Genomic DNA, 18,251 nt, shown 5'->3' on the forward strand with positions numbered 1-18,251 from the left:
GTTCGCCCCGGACGCCGTGCCCGTAGGGGGTCATCACTCGAAGGTTATGGCCGTTTCGACATGTTCAACTGCCCGACGGCTGACTTACCCTCAGCTAGATCGGCAACTGTCGATTGATGTTGGGACCGGTGGTCTCGTTCCACTGCCGGTCAGAGGGAGGTAGGAGATGGGTCTTCCACGAAGGTCCGTGCTGATCGGGGTGGCCGCGGCGACCGTGCTGGCCGTCGGCACCCCAGCCCTGGCCGCCGAACCCGTGGGTGTGGTTCGGGCCGCCGGCGGCGCCACCGCCGTTCCGGACAGCTACATCGTCGTACTCAAGGACAGCGCCGTGGCTCGGGACCGGGTCGGCGACACCGCGAAGCGGCTCTCCGGCCGTCACGGTGGCACGGTGGCCCGCACCTACGGCGCGGCGCTGCGCGGCTTCGAGGCCAAGATGAGCGCGAGCGCGGCGGCGCGGATCGCGGCCGACCCGGCGGTGGCGTACGTCGAGCAGAACCACACCGTCTCGATCTCCGGCACGCAGGCCAACCCGCCCTCCTGGGGCCTCGACCGGATCGACCAGCGCAACCTGCCGCTGAACAGCTCCTACACCTACCCGAACACGGCGAGCAACGTCCGCGCCTACATCATCGACACCGGCGTGCTGTACGGGCACAACGACTTCGGCGGCCGCGCCGTCTCGGGCTTCGACGCGGTGGACGGCGGCTCCGCCGACGACTGCAACGGCCACGGCACGCACGTGGCGGGCACGGTCGGCGGCTCCGCGTACGGCGTGGCCAAGGGCGTCCAGATCGTCGGCGTACGGGTGCTCAACTGCCAGGGCAGCGGCACCAACGCCCAGGTGGTGGCCGGCATCGACTGGGTGACCGCGAACGCGGTCAAGCCGGCGGTGGCGAACATGAGCCTCGGTGGTGGCGCCAACAGTTCGATCGACACTGCCGTCAGCAACTCGATCAACTCCGGCATCACGTATGCGGTCGCCGCCGGCAACGGCAACAGCCTCGGCGTCCGGCAGAACGCCTGCAACTACTCCCCGGCGCGAGTCGCCTCCGCGATCACCGTGGGCGCGACGCAGAACAACGACGCCGCCGCGAGCTTCTCCAACTTCGGCACCTGCGTGGACATCCTGGCCCCGGGCGTCAACATCACCTCGGCCTGGTACACCAGCAGCAGCGCGACGAACACCATCAGCGGCACCTCGATGGCATCGCCGCACGTTGCCGGCGCGGCGGCGCTTGCGCTGTCGGGGAACCCGTCCTGGAGCCCGCAGCAGGTACGGGACTACCTGGTCAACAACTCCACCCCGAACGTGGTGACCAACGTCGGCACCGGCACCCCGAATCAGCTGCTCTACGTCGTGAACGGCACCCCGCCGGCCAACGACTTCTCCGTGTCGGTGTCGCCGACCTCCGGCTCCGCCGCACCTGGAGGCTCGGTGACGGCCACCGTCGGCACGGCCACCACGGCCGGCTCAGCCCAGTCGGTCAGCCTCTCCGCCAGCGGCCTGCCGGCCGGCGCGACAGCGTCCTTCAGCCCGTCGACGGTGACCTCAGGCGGCTCATCCACCCTGACCATCGCCACCTCCGCGAGCACCCCCGCGGGCAGCTACCCGGTCACGATCACCGGCAGCGGCGCGGCGGGCACCCGCACGGCCACCTATACGTTGACCGTGACCGGTTCGGGTGGCGGCGGATGCTCCGGCACCAACGGCACCGACGTCGCGATCCCGGACACCGGTGCCACGGTGAGTAGCTCGATCACGATCGCCGGCTGCAACCGCAACGCCTCGTCGAGCTCGACGATCGCGGTGAACATCGTGCACACCTACCGCGGAGACCTGGTGATCGACCTGGTCGCTCCGGACGGCTCGGCGTACCGGCTGAAGAACAGCAGCTACTTCGACAGCGCCGACAACGTGAACACGACCTACACCGCCAATGTCTCCAGTGAGGCGGCGAACGGCACCTGGCGGCTGCAGGCGCGAGACGTCTACTCCGGCGACACCGGCTACATCAACACCTGGACCCTGACCGTCTGACCCGGTCTCCCACGACCGAGGCCCCACCCGGCGTGCCCGGGTGGGGCCTCGCGTCGTACGGATCGGGCTCAGACCGAGAAGGTGGCCGGCCGTTCGGTGGACGGTGCCGGCGGGGGGGCCTTCCACAGGCCCGTCTTCTGTGCGGCGAGCCGGCCCAGGTAGGCCGGGTTGAGGATGATGTAGCGGCGCCAGAGCCTCTTCGGCTCCAGACCGAGGCGCCAGAACCACTCCAGGCCGGCACGCTGCATCCACGGCGGGGGCTGGCGCAGCAGCCCGGCGTGGTAGTCGAACGCCGCGCCGACCGCCATCAGCGGCATGTCGAGCAGCGGCCGCATGGCGTACGTGAAGACCTCCTGGCGCGGGCAGCCGAGCCCGACCAGGACCAGCCGGGCACCGCTGGACCGGATCCGGTCGGCGATCTCGGCGTCCTCGCCGGGCTGGACGGAACGGAACTTGGACGGCTCCACCCCGGCGATCTTCAGCGCCGGGAACATCCGCTCCAGGGCCGGGATCAACCGGGCGAGGGTCTCCTCGGTCGAGCCGTACAGGTAGACCGGTAGCCCCTCGTCGGCGAAGCGCGACAGCACGTGCAGGGTGAGCGTCGGCCCGTACACCCGGTCGCTGAGCCCGGCGTGGTGCAGCAGGTTGAGCGCCCACCGCACCGGCTGGCCGTCCGGTGTGACCACGTCGAACGAGTTGAGCCGCGCGTTGTGCGCCGGGTCGAGCACCCCGGTCATCACACCGTGCACGGCCAACGCGGTGAGCGCGAGGGGACGCCGTTCGTGCGCCGCGGTCACCACCGCGTCGGTCGCCGTGGCGTAGTCGGTCGCGTCGACGAGTACGCCGAGCACGTTGCGCTTGGTTCGGGCGCTCATGGCTGGGCCACCCACTTGTCCACGTTGGCCTCGTAGATTTCCCGAAGGATCATCGGCACGTCGTAAGTGATCTTCCAGTCCGGATACTGCGCCTCGAACCGGGCCATGCTGCTGACATACCACTGGTGGTCGCCGGTGCGGCTCTGCTCGACGTAGTTGATCCGCGCCTCGCGGCCGGTGATCTCCTCCGCGATCCGGAACGCCTCGATGTGGGAGGTGTTGGAGTGCCGGCCACCGCCGAGGTTGTAGACCTCCGCGGATCGGGGAGCCCGGAAGAACGCCTCGAACGCGGTCAGCACGTCGTGCGAGTGGATCGCGTCCCGGACCATCTTGCCCTTGTAGCCGAACAGGTTGTACGTCCGGCCCTCCATGACGCAGCGCATCAGGTAGGCCAGGAACCCGTGCAGCTCGGCCGCGGAGTGCGCCGGGCCGGTCAGCGTGCCGCCCCGGAAGCACGCGGTCTTCATGTCGAAGTAGCGCCCGTACTCCTGGACCATCACGTCGGCGGCGACCTTGGAGGCGCCGAAGACCGAGTGCAGCGAGTGGTCGATCGACATCTCTTCGGTGATGCCCTGGTACCAGCGGTGGTCCTCGGGCAGCTCGTACCGGGTATCCAGTTCGAGGAGCGGCAGGCTGTTGGGCCGGTCGCCGTAGACCTTGTTGGTCGAGCAGTGGATGAACGGCGCGTCGATCGCGTGCCGGCGGGTGTTCTCCAGGATGTTGAGCGTGCCGCCGGCGTTCACGTCGAAGTCCGTGTACGGCTCCTTGGCCGCCCAGTCGTGGCTCGGCTGCGCGGCGCTGTGGATCACCACGGCGATGTCCGAGCCGTACTTCTTGAACACCTGCTCCAGGCCGTCCCGGTCCCGGATGTCCACCGCGAAGTGGGTGTACGCGTTACCCAGGTCACGGCCGAGCCGTTCCAGGCTCCACGAGGTGGAGCCGTCCTCGCCGAAGAAGTACCGGCGCATGTCGTTGTCGATGCCGACGACATCCAGACCGAGGCCGGCGAAATGCCGGACCGCCTCGGAGCCGATCAGACCACCCGACCCTGTCACCAACGCGACACTCACACGCCACTCCTGGTCCATCGGAGGCAGAATCCATCGGAGCATAGCGTGACGTCCAGCACGCCCCGATATGACGGAAGGGCCCCGCATGAAGCGGAGCCCTCGTCGTTGGTGGGGATGGGGGGAGTTGAACCCCCACGCCCTTTCGGGCACACGGACCTGAACCGTGCGCGTCTGCCATTCCGCCACATCCCCGTGGCACGACCCGGAACACTGTAGCCGCCCCGGCCCCGCTGTCTCCAACGGGCCTCGGGAATACTACGCTGTCCCCGGCGCTCGCCACGAGCGATTACCGTTCGTGGCGGACGGAAGATTAGCACGACAGTCGCGGCCCTTCCGAACGGGCCGAGAGCAGCCGGCCGAGCGGCGTGTGAGCTGCGCGCGCGCCGGCCGGATACCATCATGTCCTCGGGACCCGAGGAGGAGCCGGTGAGCGTGCTGCAACGCTTCGAGAAGCGTCTGGAAGGCCTGGTCGAAGGGGCCTTCGCCAAGGTCTTCAAAGGGGTGGTCCACCCCGTGGAGATCCTCAACGCCATGCAGCGGGAGGCCGAGGCGCACAAGGCGATCCTGGCCGGTGGGCGCACGTTGGTGCCCAACCGCTACGTGATCGATCTCTCGCCTTTCGACCACAGTCGGCTGGCGCCGTACGCCGCCGCGCTGGCCCAGGAGTTGGCCCAGTCGCAGGCGGAGTTCATCGGCGAGCAGGCGTGGACGGTCTACGGCGACGTGATCGTCGAGATCGAGCGAGGCGAGGGCCTGGACACGGGCATGTTCCGTGTCACGGCCGAGGTCTACACCGGCGGCGAGGTCGCCCCGGTGTCGGCACCCGGCTACGACGCCGGCCCGCCCGCCTACCCCGCGTACGACCAGGGCGGTGGCTACGGCCCGCCGCCCGGGCACGGTGGCGGTCGCAACGTGCGGCTGGTCTCCGGCGACGGTCGCACCTACCCCCTCCAGATGGGGTCGACGGTGATCGGCCGCGGCGACCAGGCCAACCTGCGTCTGCCCGACGTCGGCATCTCCCGGCGACACGCCCGGCTGGATTTCGACGGGGGCCAGGTCGTGCTGACCGATCTGGGTTCGACCAACGGCACCATGGTGAACGGGCAGCGGGTCTCCGCCGTCGCGCTCAACCCCGGTGACATGGTCCAGCTCGGCACGACGACGCTGACCTTCCGCGTGGACGGCTGACCCGCCTTGCCGGAACTGGTCATCACCGTTGCCCGGTTCGGTTTCCTGATCCTGCTGTGGATCTTCGTGTTCACGGTGGTCGGGGTGATCCGACGGGACCTCTTCGCGGGCGCCCGGTCCGGTCGTCTGGTGGCCGCGCCACGCGCGGTGGGCGCCTCGACGGGGCAGGCGGCCAAGCCAGCAAAGGTGAAGCGGGGCAGAGCGGCTCACCAGCTGGTGGTGACAGCCGGTCAGCTGGCCGGCACCAGGATCACTCTCGGTGAAGCGCAGATCACCATCGGTCGCGCTGAGGATTCCACCCTGGTCATCACCGACGACTACGCCTCCGCGCGACACGCCCGGCTCGTGCCGCGTGACGGGCAGTGGTACGTCGAGGACCTCGGCTCGACTAACGGCACGTACCTCGATCGCGCTAAGGTCTCCGGACCAACCCCCGTCCCCCTCGGCGTGCCGATCCGGATCGGCCGCACTTCCCTCGAATTACGGCCATGACTCTGACCCTGCGCTATGCGGCCCACAGCGACCGCGGTCTGATCCGAGACGGCAATCAAGACTCCGTCTACGCCGGGCCGCGGTTACTCGCCGTTGCCGACGGCATGGGCGGTATGGCCGCCGGTGACGTCGCCAGCAACATCGTCATCGGTGCCATGGCGCCGCTCGACGAGGACGTCCCGGGGGACGCTCTCGTCGATGCGTTGCGTTCGGCCGTGGGCACCGCCAACCAACAACTCCGCGACACGGTGGACGCCAACCCACAGCTGGAGGGGATGGGCACCACGCTGACGGCGACCCTCTTCACCGGCAGCAAGCTGGGAATGGTCCACATCGGCGACTCGCGGGCCTATCTGCTGCGCAACGGCGAGTTCGCGCAGATCACCAAGGACGACACGTACGTCCAGATGCTGGTCGACGAAGGCCGGATCAGCGCCGAGGAGGCGAGCAGTCACCCGCAGCGGTCGCTGCTCACCCGCGCCCTCGACGGCCGGGACATCGACCCGGAGTACTCGGTCCGTCAGGTCATGCCCGGCGACCGGTACCTGATCTGCAGCGACGGCCTGTCGGGCGTGGTGAGCGCAGAGACCATCGGCGAGACCCTGCGGGAGTACGCCGACCCGCAGCAGTGCGTCGAGCGGCTGGTGCAGCTCGCGCTGCGCGGCGGTGGGCCGGACAACATCACGGTGATCATCGCCGACGCCACGGACCAGGACATCGTCGAGGCGACCCCGATCGTGGGCGGCGCCGCCGCCCGGGACCGGGGCATGGCGACCTCCGCCGACGACTCGACTCCGGCCGCCCGGGCATCAGCGCTCTCCGCGCCGCGCCCGGCCGCGCCGGAGGAGCCGGCGGCCTCCGACGATGACGCCGACCGGCCGAAGCGCCGCCCGGTCCGGACCGCCGCGATGGCGCTGGCCCTGCTGGTGATCGTCGGCGGTGCGGCGTTCGGCGGTTGGACGTACACCCAGCGGCAGTACTACGTGGGAGCCACCGAAGAGGGCCAGGTCGCCGTCTTCCGCGGCGTCCAGGGTCAGATCGCCGGAATGGATCTGTCCAGCGTGCACCGTCGCAGCGGCACCCGTCTGGACGACCTCACGGTCGCCGCACAGGACACCGTCAAGGTCGGCATCCGGGCCAAGAGTGAGCCGGACGCCGAGCGTCAGCTCGCCGAGCTGACCAGCGACACGCCGAGCAACCCCAACCTGAAGCCGCTCTGTCCGCTCGACCCGACCGCCGCCGGGGGCAGCACGCCGACGCCCACGCCGACGCCGCTCGGTATGACGCCGACCCCGAACGGCAGCCCGAGCGCCAACGCGTCGCCGACCCCCAACGGGGTTGTCAGCGCAAGCCCGACCGTCGGTGCCACCACCGCTCCCGGTGGGACCGGCGCGACCACCACACCCGACGTCACGCCCTCCGACTCGGCCACGCCGGCGCTCGACCCGGCCGGTTGCCGGTCTCCTGAGTGAGCGTCGGCTGAGATCCTGAGGACCCCACCCGTGACCGTAGCGGCCACACCGGCACCCTCGCCCGCGACCGCGGGCGAGCAATCCGGCGTACGCCTGGCGCGGTCGCGCCGCAACGCCGAGCTGTCCCTGCTGCTGCTCGCGATGGTGCTGGTGGCCGCGTACGGGGCGACCGTCGAAGCGAACCTGCTGGACACGGTCACCCCGGACTTCTGGATGCCGGCCGCCGCGCTCGGCGCGGTCTTCCTCGGCCTGCACCTGGTCATCCGGTTCCTCGCCCCGTTCGCCGATCCGGCTCTGCTGCCGGCGGTGGCCCTGCTCAACGGGCTCGGGGTGGGCTTCCTCCGCCGGATCGACCTGGGCGACGCCCCGGTGGCCGAGCGGGAGAGCCTTGCCGTCTTCGCGGGTCAGGGCGGGCGCCAGCTGGCCTGGACGCTCGGTGCGGTGGTTCTCGCCGCCGGCCTGCTCGCCATCATGCGCGACCATCGGTCGATCTCGCGGTACGCGTACACCCTGGGGTTGGCCGGCATCGTGCTGGTGATGATCCCGGCGGTGCTGCCGTCGAGCATCTCCGAGATCAACGGCGCGAAGCTGTGGATCCGGGTGGGCAGCTTCTCCATCCAGCCTGGTGAGTTCGCGAAGTTGGCGCTGCTGGTCTTCTTCGCCTACTACCTGGTGCGCAAGCGTGAGGTGCTGTCGCTGGCGAGTCGACGCTTCCTCGGCATCGACTTCCCGCGCGGGCGTGACCTCGGCCCGGTGGTCGGCGTCTGGTTGATCAGCGTCCTGGTGCTGGTCTTCGAGAAGGACCTGGGCACCTCGCTGCTCTACTTCGGCATGTTCGTGGTGACCCTCTACATCGCCACCGAACGGGTCAGCTGGCTGCTGATCGGCCTGGTCCTCTTCTTCGGCGGCGCGTACCTCGCCTACTTCCTCGGCTCGACGGTCGGCGGGCCGTTCGCCAACTTCTACGTACGGGCGGAGATCTGGCTCGACCCGTTCGCCGACCCGACCAACAAGGGCTACCAACTCGTGCAGGGCCTGCTCGCCCTGGGCACGGGCGGGCTCTTCGGTGCGGGGCCGGGCGGCGGTCAGCCGGAGATCCTGCCCGAGGTGCAGAACGACTTCATCTTCGCCGGCATCGGTGAGGAGATCGGCCTCTTCGGCCTCTCCGCGCTGCTCGTCGTCTACCTGCTGATCGTGGAGCGCGGGCTGCGCGCCGCGCTCGCGGTACGGGACTCGTTCGGCAAGCTGCTCGCTGGTGGTCTGGCGTTCACCCTCGGCCTCCAGGTCTTCGTGATCGTCGGTGGGATCAGCAAGCTCATTCCGCTGACCGGTCAGACCACCCCGTTCCTGTCCGCCGGTGGGTCGTCGCTGATGGCCAACTGGCTGCTCATCGCGGTGCTGCTGCGGGTCTCCGACGGCGCCCGCCGACCGGTGACCGGAGGCGGCGGGGGCAAGGCCGCTCGTCCCAGCGGTGGCCCGCCCGAGCAGCTGCACGGTGCTCCCACGGAGGTGATCAAGCCGTGAACGCACCCCTGCGCCGCGTCGGCGTCGTCGTCATGGTCCTGTTCGGTCTGCTCTTCGCGAACCTCAACTGGATTCAGGCCTACAAGGCAGACGAATACCGCACCAGCGACTACAACGGTCGGGTCCAGGTCGCCGAGTACGACCGCAAGCGCGGCAACATCGAGGCTGGCGGCACGGCCCTGGCCACCAGCAAGGAGACCACCGGCAACCTGAAGTTCCTGCGCACCTATCCAAGCGGTGCCAAGTACGCCCACGTGCTCGGCTACAAGCCCGTCAACCTGGCGGACCAGGGCATCGAGCGGGTGGAGAACGACTTCCTGGCCGGCACCAGCGACCAGCTGATCGGCGACCGGTTGAAGGACATGTTCACCGGCGACGACACCGGCGGCGGCAACGTGCTGCTCACGCTCTCCAAGCGGGCCCAGGACGTGGCGTACGACCAGCTGCGCAACAACGAGGTGGGCGCGAAGCGGGGCGCGGCGATCGCCATCGACCCGCGTACCGGCGCGATCCAGGCGCTGGTCTCCATGCCGAGCTTCGACCCGAACCCGCTGGCGAGTCACAACACCAACGAGGCAGCGGCGGCGTACAACAAGCTGGAACAGGACCCGGAAGGTCCGCTGAAGAACCGCGCGCTCTCCGAGACGCTGCCACCGGGCTCCACCTTCAAGATCGTGGTGGCCGCGGCGGCGCTGGAGAACGGCGTCACCAAGACCACCCAGATCCCCGCCGGTTCCAGCTGGACCCCGCCCACCTCGGGCACCCCGATCCGTAACGCCGCCGCCTCGATCTGCCCGGAGCGGCAGGTCAGCCTGCTGGACGCGGTCACCGAATCGTGCAACACCGGCTTCGCCCAGCTCGGCGTGCGGCTCGGCGCCGAGACCGTCAAGGAGAAGGCCCGCCAGTTCGGCTTCGAGCAGGACGACCTGACCGTCGGCCAGCTCGGCGAGGGCGGCCTGCCCACGGCGGCCAGCCGGACCGGGGACATCCAGAACCCGGATGGCAGCGTCGACCAGGCCGCGCTGGCCCAGTCCTCGATCGGCCAGAACAACGTCCGGATGACGCCCCTCGAAGGCGCCATGATCGCCGGAGCGATCGCCCACAACGGCAGTCAGATGCGGCCGTACCTGGTGCGGCAGCTGCTCGCTCCGGACCGGACCACCAGTTACTACACCGCGAAGGCGCGGGAGCTACGCCAGCCCGTCGAGCCGCAGGTTGCCGCCGACCTGCGCGAGATGATGGTCAGCGTGGTCCGGAACGGCACCGGCAAGAATGCCGCGATCAGCGGCTACACGGTCGGCGGCAAGACCGGCACCGCCCAGTCCGCCCCGGACCGGCCCGACCACGGTTGGTTCATCGGCTTCGCCCTGGACAAGAACGGCAACCCGGTCTCCGCGGTCTGCGTGATGCTGGAGCAGGCCGGCTCCGGTGGCAGCGCCGAGGCGGCCCGGATCGCCGGTCAGATCATGCGGGCCGCCATCGCCGACCCAGGGGGTCGCTGACATGCTCAGCCCCGGCGTGCAGCTCGGCAACCGCTACCGTCTTGACGAGCGGATCGCCAGCGGCGGCATGGGCGACGTCTGGCGCGGCACCGACCAGGTGCTCGGCCGGACGGTCGCGGTGAAGAGCCTGCTCCCCGCCCTGCTCGACGACCCGGACTTCGGTGAGCGGTTCCGCGGCGAGGCCCGCACCATGGCCACCATCAACCACCCGGGTGTCGTGGACGTCTACGACTTCGGCAACGACCAGCAGATCGCCTTCCTGGTCATGGAGTACGTCGAGGGTGACGCCCTGTCGTCCACGTTGAGCCGGGTCGGCCGGCTCACTCCGGCCCGGACGATGGCCCTCGTCGCCCAGGCCGCCGACGCGCTGCACGCCGCACACGAGAAGGGCATCGTGCACCGCGACGTGAAGCCGGGCAACCTGCTCGTCCGGCCGAACGGCACGCTGGTGCTCACCGACTTCGGCATCGCCCGCTCCGACATGGTCGGCCAGCTCACCGCCGCCGGTTCGGTGCTCGGCACCGCCTCGTACATCTCGCCGGAGCAGGCCACCGGCGGCGTGGCCACCCCGGCGTCCGACGTGTACGCCCTCGGCGTGGTCGCCTACCAGTGCCTGGCCGGTCGGCGGCCCTTCGAGGGCGACAACCCCCTCGACATCGCGATGCGGCACGTCCGGGAGGCGCCCCGGCCACTGCCGGCCGACATTCCTCCGCAGGTGCGCGCCCTTGTGGAACGGGCGTTGGCCAAGGACCCGGCCGCCCGCTGGCCGAGCGCCGCCGCGCTCGCCGGGGTCGCCCGTCAGCTCAAGGCCGCGCTCTCCCAGCAGGCCCGGGCCGGCGGCAACTCCGGGCCGGTCTCCGCGGCGCCCGCCTCACCCGCCGCGCCCGGTCGGGCCCAGGTGCCGCAGGCCCACCAGATGCGTGCGCCGACCGCCCGACCGCCGGCGGCCGGGCCGAGGCCGACCGCTATCGCGCCCGCCCAGCAGCCACGCCCCACCGCGGTCGCGCCGGCCGTCCAGCCCGCCCGGCCGCCTGGCGCACCGAACGGCTACCCACGCGGTGCGGCAGCGGTGCCGTCCGGGCCGCCCCGGCAGGAACACCCGCCGGCGTACGTCCGACAGGCCGGCCCGGCGACGCCGTCGCCCCAGCCTCAGCGGTCCCGGCCCGGAATGGTGCTTCTCGCCATCCTGCTGGCCGTGCTGGTCCTGCTCTGCTCCGGCGTGATTTCCTACAACCTACGGAAGCAGTCGCAGGCCGGTGTATCCGCCGGGCTGACGCCGCGCACCGTGGCGTCCGGCGCGCTACGACTCGACGGGCGCGACGATCCGACCCGGACGTCGTACCGTCGGGAGGTACAACTCCAGCCGGGCGACGGCGGGACGACGACGAGCGAAGGACGACAGACGCGATGACAGCGCAGGCCCGCCTGCTCGGTGGCAGGTACCAGGTCGGCGAGCTGCTCGGCTATGGCGGCATGGCCGAGGTGCACCGTGGTCGCGACCTCCGGCTCGGTCGGGACGTCGCGATCAAGATGCTCCGCACCGACCTCGCCCGGGACGCGACGTTCCAGATGCGGTTCCGGCGGGAGGCGCAGAACGCCGCCTCGCTCAACCACCCGGCGATCGTGGCGGTCTACGACACCGGCGAGGAGACCGCGCCGACAGGCGAGACGCTGCCGTTCATCGTCATGGAGTTCGTCAACGGGCGGACCTTGAAGGAGGTTCTCGGCGCCGAGGGGCGACTCCAGCCGCGCCGGGCGCTGGAGATCTGCGCCGACATGTGCGCCGCACTGGAGTTCAGCCACCGGCACGGCATCATCCACCGGGACATCAAGCCCGGCAACGTGATGCTCACCCAGACCGGCCAGGTCAAGGTGATGGACTTCGGCATCGCCCGCGCGTTGGCCAGCGGTGCGACCACCATGACGCAGACCAGCGCGGTGATCGGTACGGCCCAGTATCTTTCCCCGGAGCAGGCACGCGGCGAGGCCGTCGACGCGCGCTCCGACGTGTACGCGGCCGGGTGCGTGCTCTTCGAGCTGGTCTGCGGGCACCCGCCGTTCGTCGGGGACAGCCCGGTCAGCGTCGCCTACCAGCACGTACGGGAGACGCCGCCGACGCCCAGCGACATCAACCCGGACGTCACCCCGGCCGTCGACGCGATCGTGCTCAAGGCGCTGTCGAAGAACCCGCTCAACCGCTACCAGAGCGCTGGCGAGATGCGGGCCGACCTGCTCCGCGCCGCCGCCGGCCGGCCGGTGCTGGCCACCCCGGTGCTGCGCGAGGCGGAGACGGTGGCAATGGCCCCGGCCGGCGGTGGGGGCGGCTATCCGGCTCCCGGCCGTGGGCCGCAGACCGGGCAGATCCCCGCGCGGGTCGGTGACCCGCGTCAGCGCAAGGCGTCCTCCTGGCTGATCGCGATGTTCAGCGCGGTCGGTGTGCTGGCGGTGATCGCCCTGGTCGCCGCCCTGCTCTGGAACATGCAGGCGGACAAAGACCTGAAGTCGGTGCCCACCCTCACCGGCAAGACCCGGGACGTGGCGATCGCCGAGATCCAGAAAGCCGGGCTGTCCGCGCAGGTGGGTGACCCGGTGCTGAGAAGTGATTGCACCGAGGGCACTGTCGTCCAGCAGAGTCCGGTGCCGACCACCCAGGTGAAGCAGAACGGTACGGTCACCATTCAGCTCTGTGGCGGTAAGCCCGAGGTGCGCGTCCCCCCCGGGCTCAAGGGCAGCAAGCGGGAGAGCGCCATCGCCCGGCTCACCGAGGCGAAGCTCAAGTACGAGATCAAGACGGTGGACGACGAGGCGAGCCAGGACGAGGTTCTCAAGGTTGAGCCGCCCGAGGGCGAGAGCGTTCCCGAGAACACGAAGGTCACGCTCACGGTCTCGAACGGCAAGGTCCGCGAGGTGCCGGACGTCGTCGGGTTGAGCCAGGAGGAGGCCACCCGCGTCCTCCGGAACGCCGGCTTCACTGTCGTCCCGCAGGACGGGCCGGAGGTGCCCGCCGCCGAGGCGGGGAAGGTCACCGACCAGAGCCCGAACGGCAAGGAGAAGAAGCCGAGCGGCACGAGGGTGACCATCAAGGTGAGCCAGCCGGAGCCGGAGGCCGACCCGACGCCGACGGGCACGCCGACGTCCACACCGACGGGCACGCCGACCACCCCCGGCAACGGGGGCGGCATCGGTCTGCCGTTCCCGCCCCCGCCGGGCCGGCCCCAGGACTAGGCCACCCGCGGGCATCGGCATGACCGAGGCTGAAGCGTCCCCGGTCGGGGCGGTACGGCGGTGGCCTCGACGGCTCCGCCGCCTGGCCGTCGCGGGCCTGGTCGTGCTGGTGCTCGCCAGCTCCCCGTGGCTGTGGACGACGCTCGCCGCACGCGGCCACCTGTACGCCGCCGCCGACGCGCCGACCGCCGACGTGGTGATCGTGCTCGGCACCGAGGTGGCGGCCGATCGGCAGCGGCCCGGGGACCGTCTCGCCGGCCGCCTGGACACCGCCGCCGAGTTGGTCACCACCGGGCGGGCCACTGTGGTCCTCGTGTCGGGCGACGGCGGTGGCGCGTCCGGCGACGAGCCGGCGGTGATGACGACGTACCTCGCCGAGCGCGGTGTCGACAGGCGTCGGGTGGTGGCCGACCCGTTCGGCCTGGACACCTACGACACGTGTGCGAGAGCGCGCGATGTGTACGGCGTCGAGCGGGCCCTGATCGTCACCCAGTCGTACCATCTGTCCCGGGCCGTGACGCTGTGCCGGCACCTCGGCCTCGACGTCGACGGAGTGACCGCCCGCTGCGACGGTTGCGGTGCCGCCCTGCTCGCTGAGAAATCGATCCGGGACTACTTCGCCAGTGGCAAGGCGGCGTGGGACGCAGTGCGCGACCGACCGCCGGCGGTGCGCTCGCCCGCGGATCCCGCGATCCAGGAGGCGCTGCGGGGCTGACCGGCCGGCACGGGCTTTCGACGATCCGGTGGCCGGGCCCTGAGGGCGCGACCCCTCAGGCGGTGGCGAAGGCCGCGCGGCGACGGGCGTCGACCTCGGCCGCCAGCGCGGGCGCGCGCTCCAGCGCCTCGGGGTGACCACAACTGGCCAGCCAGTTGGCCAGCATCAGGTGACCGCCCTCGGTGAGCACCGACTCCGGGTGGAACTGGACGCCCTCGATGGGCAGCGTCCGGTGCCGCATCGCCATCACCACGCCGGAGCCGGTCCAGCCGGTGACCTCCAGCTCGTCCGGGAGTGTCTCGGGCAGCACGGCGAGCGAGTGGTACCGGGTGGCGGTGAACGGGTCGGGCAGGCCGGCGAGGACGCCGACCGAGTGGTGTCGTACCTCGGAGGTCTTGCCGTGCAGCAACTCCGGGGCCCGCGTCACGGTCGCCCCGAACGCCTCGCCGATCGCCTGGTGGCCGAGGCAGACACCGAAGATCGGCAGCTTGCCCGCGTACTCCCGGATGACGTCCAGGCAGATGCCGGCCCGGTCCGGGCTGCCCGGACCGGGCGACAGCAGGATGCCGTCCGCGCCGACAGTGCCCACCTCGGCGACGTCGATCTCGTCGTTGCGGCGGACCTCGCACTCCACGCCGAGCTGGCCCAGATACTGCACGAGGTTGAAGACGAAGGAGTCGTAGTTGTCGATCACCAGGACGCGCATGGTCACCTGCTCGGGGAGGGAGGCGCGGAGTTGTTCTGGTCGGTGTCGTACGGCAGCTCGTGCTCGTCGCCGGCCGGGGTCTCCACTGTCACCGGGTCGCCGCCACCCGTCTCGGCGGGTACGCCGGACTCGACCTGCACGTCGTCGAAGGGCAGCAGGGGCTCGGCCCAGGGGAAGGCGACATACCAGAGCAGGGCCACCGTGGCGGCCACGAGCAGCACCGAGCCGGTCAACTTTCCGACCACGCCGAACGGCAGCTTGCGCCAGATGAACGCGTACACGGGGTCAGCCTCCCAGTTCCGCCGGGCGGCCCGCGGACTTGGGTTGGGTGCGGTCCAGTTCGGCGTGGATGATCAGGCGCTGGTAGTTGTCGAACTTCGGGTTGCACGTGGTGAGGGTGAGCATCCGCTTGGTCGCCTTCTTGTCCGGCTCGCCGGGCACCGGTGCCACCACCTCGACCTGGGTCGGCCGGACGATCCGGGACTGCGACACCCGGTAGACGTACCAGTCGGTCTTGCTCTCGACCACGATCGCGTCGCCGTCATCCAGCTCGTCCAGCCGCCAGAAGGTGGCCCGGTTGCGGTGGCCGGCGACGGAGAAGTTGCCGACCTGGCCGGGGAGCGCGCTGGTCGGGTAGTGGCCCGGGGCGAAGCGGATGTCCTGCTGGGTGACGCCCTCGACGACCACCCAGTTCTTGTCGAGCTTCGGGATGTAGAGACCCGCTAGCGGCTTGCCACGGACCGGTGGGGACGGTTTGACGCTCGGGCCCACCGACGGGGCGACAGTCGGGTCGTCGGTCGGGCCCCACGCCTGCGCCAACTCGTTGTTGAGCTCGTTCTGGTGGGCGTCGACGATTGCCGACTTGCCCCAGACCTCGTAGCCGGCGAAGAGCAGGACCACCAGGCCGAAGGTGATCAGGACTTCGCCGGTGACGCGCACTCCGGTGCGCAGTCGCGAGCCGAACGACGGGCGGGTGAGCTCGGAGTAGACGCTCTTGTAGCCCTCGCCGGTCTGGTGCGGCCGCAGTTGGACCACCCGCTCGCCGCGTCGGGGTTGGGGCGGGTCGGTGGGGTTGCCGCCGGTCGGCTCCTCGGGGACCGCCGTGCGGGGGACAGCACCCATCAACGCGGTCGAGTCCATGGTCGGCGGCCTGCTGGCGGGTCTGGCGGGCACGGCCGGAATCAGCGCGGTGGCGGCCGGGTCCGCGCCGCGATCCCCTCCAGCGCTCGGCGGGACCCGGCCCGGCCCGGTCGGCGCGAAGCCCTGCTGACCGGCCGCTGCGACGCGGTCGGGGGCGGCTGGGGAGACAGGGGTGGCCGGGGAGCCGGTGGGTCGTGCGGGTCGCGCGCTGACCTGCGGGACGTACGCGGTCGGCGAGTCGGCCAGCGGCGAGTTCGAGGGGCCGGGGAGACCGGTCGGGCCGGCAGCGGCATCCCACCGGGCGTTGCCGGTCGGGTCGGGGCGGCACTCGGCGGATCGCCAGCGGTCGGCGGCCGGGTCGGCGCGGCACCCGGCGGATTCCCGACGGGCGGTCGGGTCGGCGTGGCACCCGGCGGATTCCCGACGGGCGGTCGGGTCGGCGCGGCGCTGGGCGCGGGGGTCGGGTCGCGTTGCCGGGGGCGGCGGGCCGAACCGGGCCCTGGTTGGTGGCGGCCGGCCGGCCGGGAGCCGTCGCGGGGGAACCCCGGTGCCACCGTGCGGGCCCAGCCCACGAGCTGTGCCCGGCCAGGGCGGCGGGGCTTCGACACCCGGTCGGCCCGGGGTGTCGGTCGGCTCGGGTCGGCTGGCGCTCGGCCGCGTCGGTTGCTCGGCACGCGGAGGGTGCAGCACCGGCTCGGGCCAGTTGCCGGCCGGGGCCGGTCGGCCGGGTGCCGCCTCGGGCCGGTCGAACTTCGGCAGGAAGGCGGTCGGCTCGTCGGTCTGGTCCCGGTGCCGCCCGTCGCGACGCTCGTCCGGCCCGCTCACTTGGGCACCGTAGCCGAGCGCAGGGCCGTGGAATCCTCGAATGCGGGAACTCGCACCGTGGAGGCTGTCTCCTTGTAGCCGAGCTGGTAGTCGTCGACCGCGTCCTTGAACAACCGGACTCCCTCAGAGCTGGCGAGGGCCTGCTGGAGGGCAGCGGGGTCGCCGATTGCTACGATCTTGAACGGTGGGGAGTACACCCGGCCATGGAGTAGCAGGGTGTTACCGACGCAGCGTACCGCGCTGGTGGTGAGCACGCGGACGTTCATGATTGACATGGCCTCGGCCCCGCCGGCCCAGAGCGCGTTGACCACCGCCTGCACGTCCCCCTGATGCACCACCAGGTCGTCGTTGCTGGCGTCCGACTGCGTCTGGTCGAGCTGGGGCGCGTCGTTCAGCTCGACAGTGACCCCGGGCCCGCCGAGGGCGGTGAACCCGGCGTTCTGAAGGCTCCCCTGGGCGCGGTTCTGCTGATCCTTGATCGGGGCGTCCGAGTCGGCAAGCGTGTCGGTCCGTTGCTCGACCTCGCCGCGCAGGGTGGCGGCGCGGCGTTCGCTGGCCGCCACCTGCTCGCGTCGGTCCTCGATGAGCTGGTTGAGCTGGGGTCGCCGGTCCTCCCGGAGAGCGGTGCCGCCCGCGGTGGTCGCGGTGGTGGTGAAGAGCAACCCGGCCGCCGCGGCGATCAGGGGCACCCCGATCGACCAGCCCGGACGGCGTTGACGCGGTCGCCGGGGCAGCAGCCCGGCGGCGGCCCGTCGGAGGACCTTCTGCCAGGAGGTTGCGCCGGATGTGTACTCCACCGAGCGTTCCTTCCGCGTGTCGGGGATCGGTTCGTGCCGGCCGGGCCGGTGATGCGAACAGTCCCGCCTCTTTCGGTCACTCCGTGCACCGGCCTGACCCCATTCGTGGTCCGGGCGGCCAATCGGGACTACGCTAGCTCTCGAACATTATTGGCCATGGACCGTCGCCCCCGCGCCCGGTTGTCAGGCCGGACGAGGTCGTCACCCCTCTGGAGAGCGCCGTGCCCAAGTCTCAGGTCCGTAAGAAGAAGGTGTACACCCCGCCGACGGACGTCCGTCCGACGACGGCGTCGTCGTCGCGCAAGCCTAGCCCGGTGTGGTTGCCGATCACCGCGGTCGCCTTGATCGTCGTCGGGATCGGCTGGCTGGTGCTCTACTACCTGTCCGAGCAGGAGTACCCGGTCATGGCGTGGGGTTACTGGAACCTCGCCGTCGGCTTCGGCGCGATGGTCGCCTCGCTGGGGTTGCTCTCCCGCTGGCGCTGATCCGTTCAGACCGTCGCGTCGGCGGTCTCACGTCACCTCGTCGAGCCCCTGCCCGGCAGGATCGGGTGGGGGCCCCTATGGTGTCCGCAGGCAGCGCGGCCTACTGCGAGATGACTCACGTTACTGCTGGGTAACCTTCGCGTAGGCTGCACTGCATGACCGAGCAGAGCGAGGTCATCAGGCAGCAGACCGGGGAG

Annotated in this window: 16 protein-coding genes and 1 tRNA gene; 10 read left to right on the forward strand and 7 right to left on the reverse strand. The window is 70.9% G+C overall.

The window, feature by feature from the left end; all coding sequences use genetic code 11:
• The first annotated feature begins 166 nt into the window (after nucleotides 1-166).
• Nucleotides 167-2,038 (forward strand): S8 family peptidase, encoded by a 1,872-nt coding sequence (locus ACQP0U_RS00335; RefSeq protein WP_433314714.1) that lies wholly within the window; start codon nucleotides 167-169, stop codon nucleotides 2,036-2,038.
• A gap of 68 nt (nucleotides 2,039-2,106) precedes the next feature.
• On the opposite strand, the gene ACQP0U_RS00340 is transcribed toward ACQP0U_RS00335, so the two are convergent.
• The 3 genes from ACQP0U_RS00340 to ACQP0U_RS00350 all read right to left on the reverse strand — a co-directional run bounded on the left by ACQP0U_RS00340 (nucleotide 2,107) and on the right by ACQP0U_RS00350 (nucleotide 4,175).
• On the reverse strand, nucleotides 2,107-2,913 hold the full coding sequence (locus ACQP0U_RS00340) for a WecB/TagA/CpsF family glycosyltransferase (RefSeq protein ID WP_433314717.1): 807 nt from the start codon (nucleotides 2,911-2,913) through the stop codon (nucleotides 2,107-2,109).
• Nucleotides 2,910-4,025, reverse strand: coding sequence for an NAD-dependent epimerase/dehydratase family protein (locus tag ACQP0U_RS00345; RefSeq protein ID WP_433314720.1), 1,116 nt, complete (start codon nucleotides 4,023-4,025; stop codon nucleotides 2,910-2,912). Before ACQP0U_RS00345 ends, ACQP0U_RS00340 begins: the two co-directional genes overlap by 4 nt.
• A 64-nt stretch (nucleotides 4,026-4,089) precedes the next feature.
• Nucleotides 4,090-4,175: transfer RNA gene (locus ACQP0U_RS00350), tRNA-Leu, on the reverse strand.
• 207 nt (nucleotides 4,176-4,382) lie between these two features.
• On the opposite strand from ACQP0U_RS00350, the gene ACQP0U_RS00355 reads away from it, so the two are divergent.
• Genes ACQP0U_RS00355 through ACQP0U_RS00390 form a run of 8 tightly spaced genes read left to right on the forward strand, consistent with a single transcriptional unit; the run spans nucleotide 4,383 to nucleotide 14,101 of the window.
• A complete protein-coding gene (locus tag ACQP0U_RS00355; RefSeq protein ID WP_007454122.1) occupies nucleotides 4,383-5,171 on the forward strand; it encodes an FhaA domain-containing protein in 789 nt (262 codons plus the stop codon).
• Between the two features lie 6 nt (nucleotides 5,172-5,177).
• A complete protein-coding gene (locus ACQP0U_RS00360) occupies nucleotides 5,178-5,663 on the forward strand; it encodes an FHA domain-containing protein FhaB/FipA (RefSeq protein ID WP_030331975.1) in 486 nt (161 codons plus the stop codon).
• The gene (locus ACQP0U_RS00365) at nucleotides 5,660-7,135 is read left to right on the forward strand and encodes a protein phosphatase 2C domain-containing protein (RefSeq protein ID WP_433314723.1); all 1,476 of its coding nucleotides are present in this window, start codon (nucleotides 5,660-5,662) and stop codon (nucleotides 7,133-7,135) included. Before ACQP0U_RS00360 ends, ACQP0U_RS00365 begins: the two co-directional genes overlap by 4 nt.
• Before the next feature lie 30 nt (nucleotides 7,136-7,165).
• The gene (locus ACQP0U_RS00370; protein WP_433314726.1) at nucleotides 7,166-8,659 is read left to right on the forward strand and encodes an FtsW/RodA/SpoVE family cell cycle protein; all 1,494 of its coding nucleotides are present in this window, start codon (nucleotides 7,166-7,168) and stop codon (nucleotides 8,657-8,659) included.
• Nucleotides 8,656-10,161, forward strand: a complete 1,506-nt coding sequence (locus tag ACQP0U_RS00375) for a peptidoglycan D,D-transpeptidase FtsI family protein (RefSeq protein WP_433314730.1) — start codon at nucleotides 8,656-8,658, stop codon at nucleotides 10,159-10,161. Before ACQP0U_RS00370 ends, ACQP0U_RS00375 begins: the two co-directional genes overlap by 4 nt.
• Before the next feature lies 1 nt (nucleotide 10,162).
• Entirely contained in the window at nucleotides 10,163-11,572 is a 1,410-nt protein-coding gene (locus tag ACQP0U_RS00380) for a protein kinase domain-containing protein (protein ID WP_433314733.1), read from the forward strand.
• Nucleotides 11,569-13,386, forward strand: coding sequence for a Stk1 family PASTA domain-containing Ser/Thr kinase (gene pknB / locus ACQP0U_RS00385; RefSeq protein WP_433314736.1), 1,818 nt, complete (start codon nucleotides 11,569-11,571; stop codon nucleotides 13,384-13,386). The genes ACQP0U_RS00380 and pknB overlap by 4 nt, the downstream gene beginning before the upstream one ends.
• Nucleotides 13,387-13,405: 19 nt before the next feature.
• Complete coding sequence (locus tag ACQP0U_RS00390) at nucleotides 13,406-14,101, forward strand: SanA/YdcF family protein (RefSeq protein WP_433314739.1); 696 nt, start codon at nucleotides 13,406-13,408, stop codon at nucleotides 14,099-14,101.
• A 55-nt stretch (nucleotides 14,102-14,156) separates the two neighbouring features.
• Here the strand turns inward: ACQP0U_RS00390 and ACQP0U_RS00395 are convergent, their stop codons facing one another.
• The 4 genes from ACQP0U_RS00395 to ACQP0U_RS00410 are packed head-to-tail and all read right to left on the reverse strand — an operon-like array spanning nucleotide 14,157 to nucleotide 17,569.
• The gene (locus tag ACQP0U_RS00395; RefSeq protein WP_433314742.1) at nucleotides 14,157-14,807 is read right to left on the reverse strand and encodes an aminodeoxychorismate/anthranilate synthase component II; all 651 of its coding nucleotides are present in this window, start codon (nucleotides 14,805-14,807) and stop codon (nucleotides 14,157-14,159) included.
• Between the two features lie 2 nt (nucleotides 14,808-14,809).
• The gene (locus tag ACQP0U_RS00400) at nucleotides 14,810-15,088 is read right to left on the reverse strand and encodes a hypothetical protein (protein WP_433314745.1); all 279 of its coding nucleotides are present in this window, start codon (nucleotides 15,086-15,088) and stop codon (nucleotides 14,810-14,812) included.
• A gap of 4 nt (nucleotides 15,089-15,092) precedes the next feature.
• On the reverse strand, nucleotides 15,093-16,772 hold the full coding sequence (locus tag ACQP0U_RS00405; protein WP_433314748.1) for a class E sortase: 1,680 nt from the start codon (nucleotides 16,770-16,772) through the stop codon (nucleotides 15,093-15,095).
• The gene (locus tag ACQP0U_RS00410; RefSeq protein ID WP_433314751.1) at nucleotides 16,769-17,569 is read right to left on the reverse strand and encodes a DUF881 domain-containing protein; all 801 of its coding nucleotides are present in this window, start codon (nucleotides 17,567-17,569) and stop codon (nucleotides 16,769-16,771) included. The genes ACQP0U_RS00405 and ACQP0U_RS00410 overlap by 4 nt, the downstream gene beginning before the upstream one ends.
• 221 nt (nucleotides 17,570-17,790) lie before the next feature.
• Here ACQP0U_RS00410 and ACQP0U_RS00415 point away from each other — a divergent pair, with 221 nt between their 5' ends.
• Complete coding sequence (locus ACQP0U_RS00415) at nucleotides 17,791-18,054, forward strand: cell division protein CrgA (protein WP_433314753.1); 264 nt, start codon at nucleotides 17,791-17,793, stop codon at nucleotides 18,052-18,054.
• Nucleotides 18,055-18,251 lie beyond the last annotated feature (197 nt).

Origin of the sequence: Micromonospora sp. CA-269861 (assembly GCF_050948505.1) — a bacterium.
Taxonomy (GTDB): domain Bacteria; phylum Actinomycetota; class Actinomycetes; order Mycobacteriales; family Micromonosporaceae; genus Micromonospora.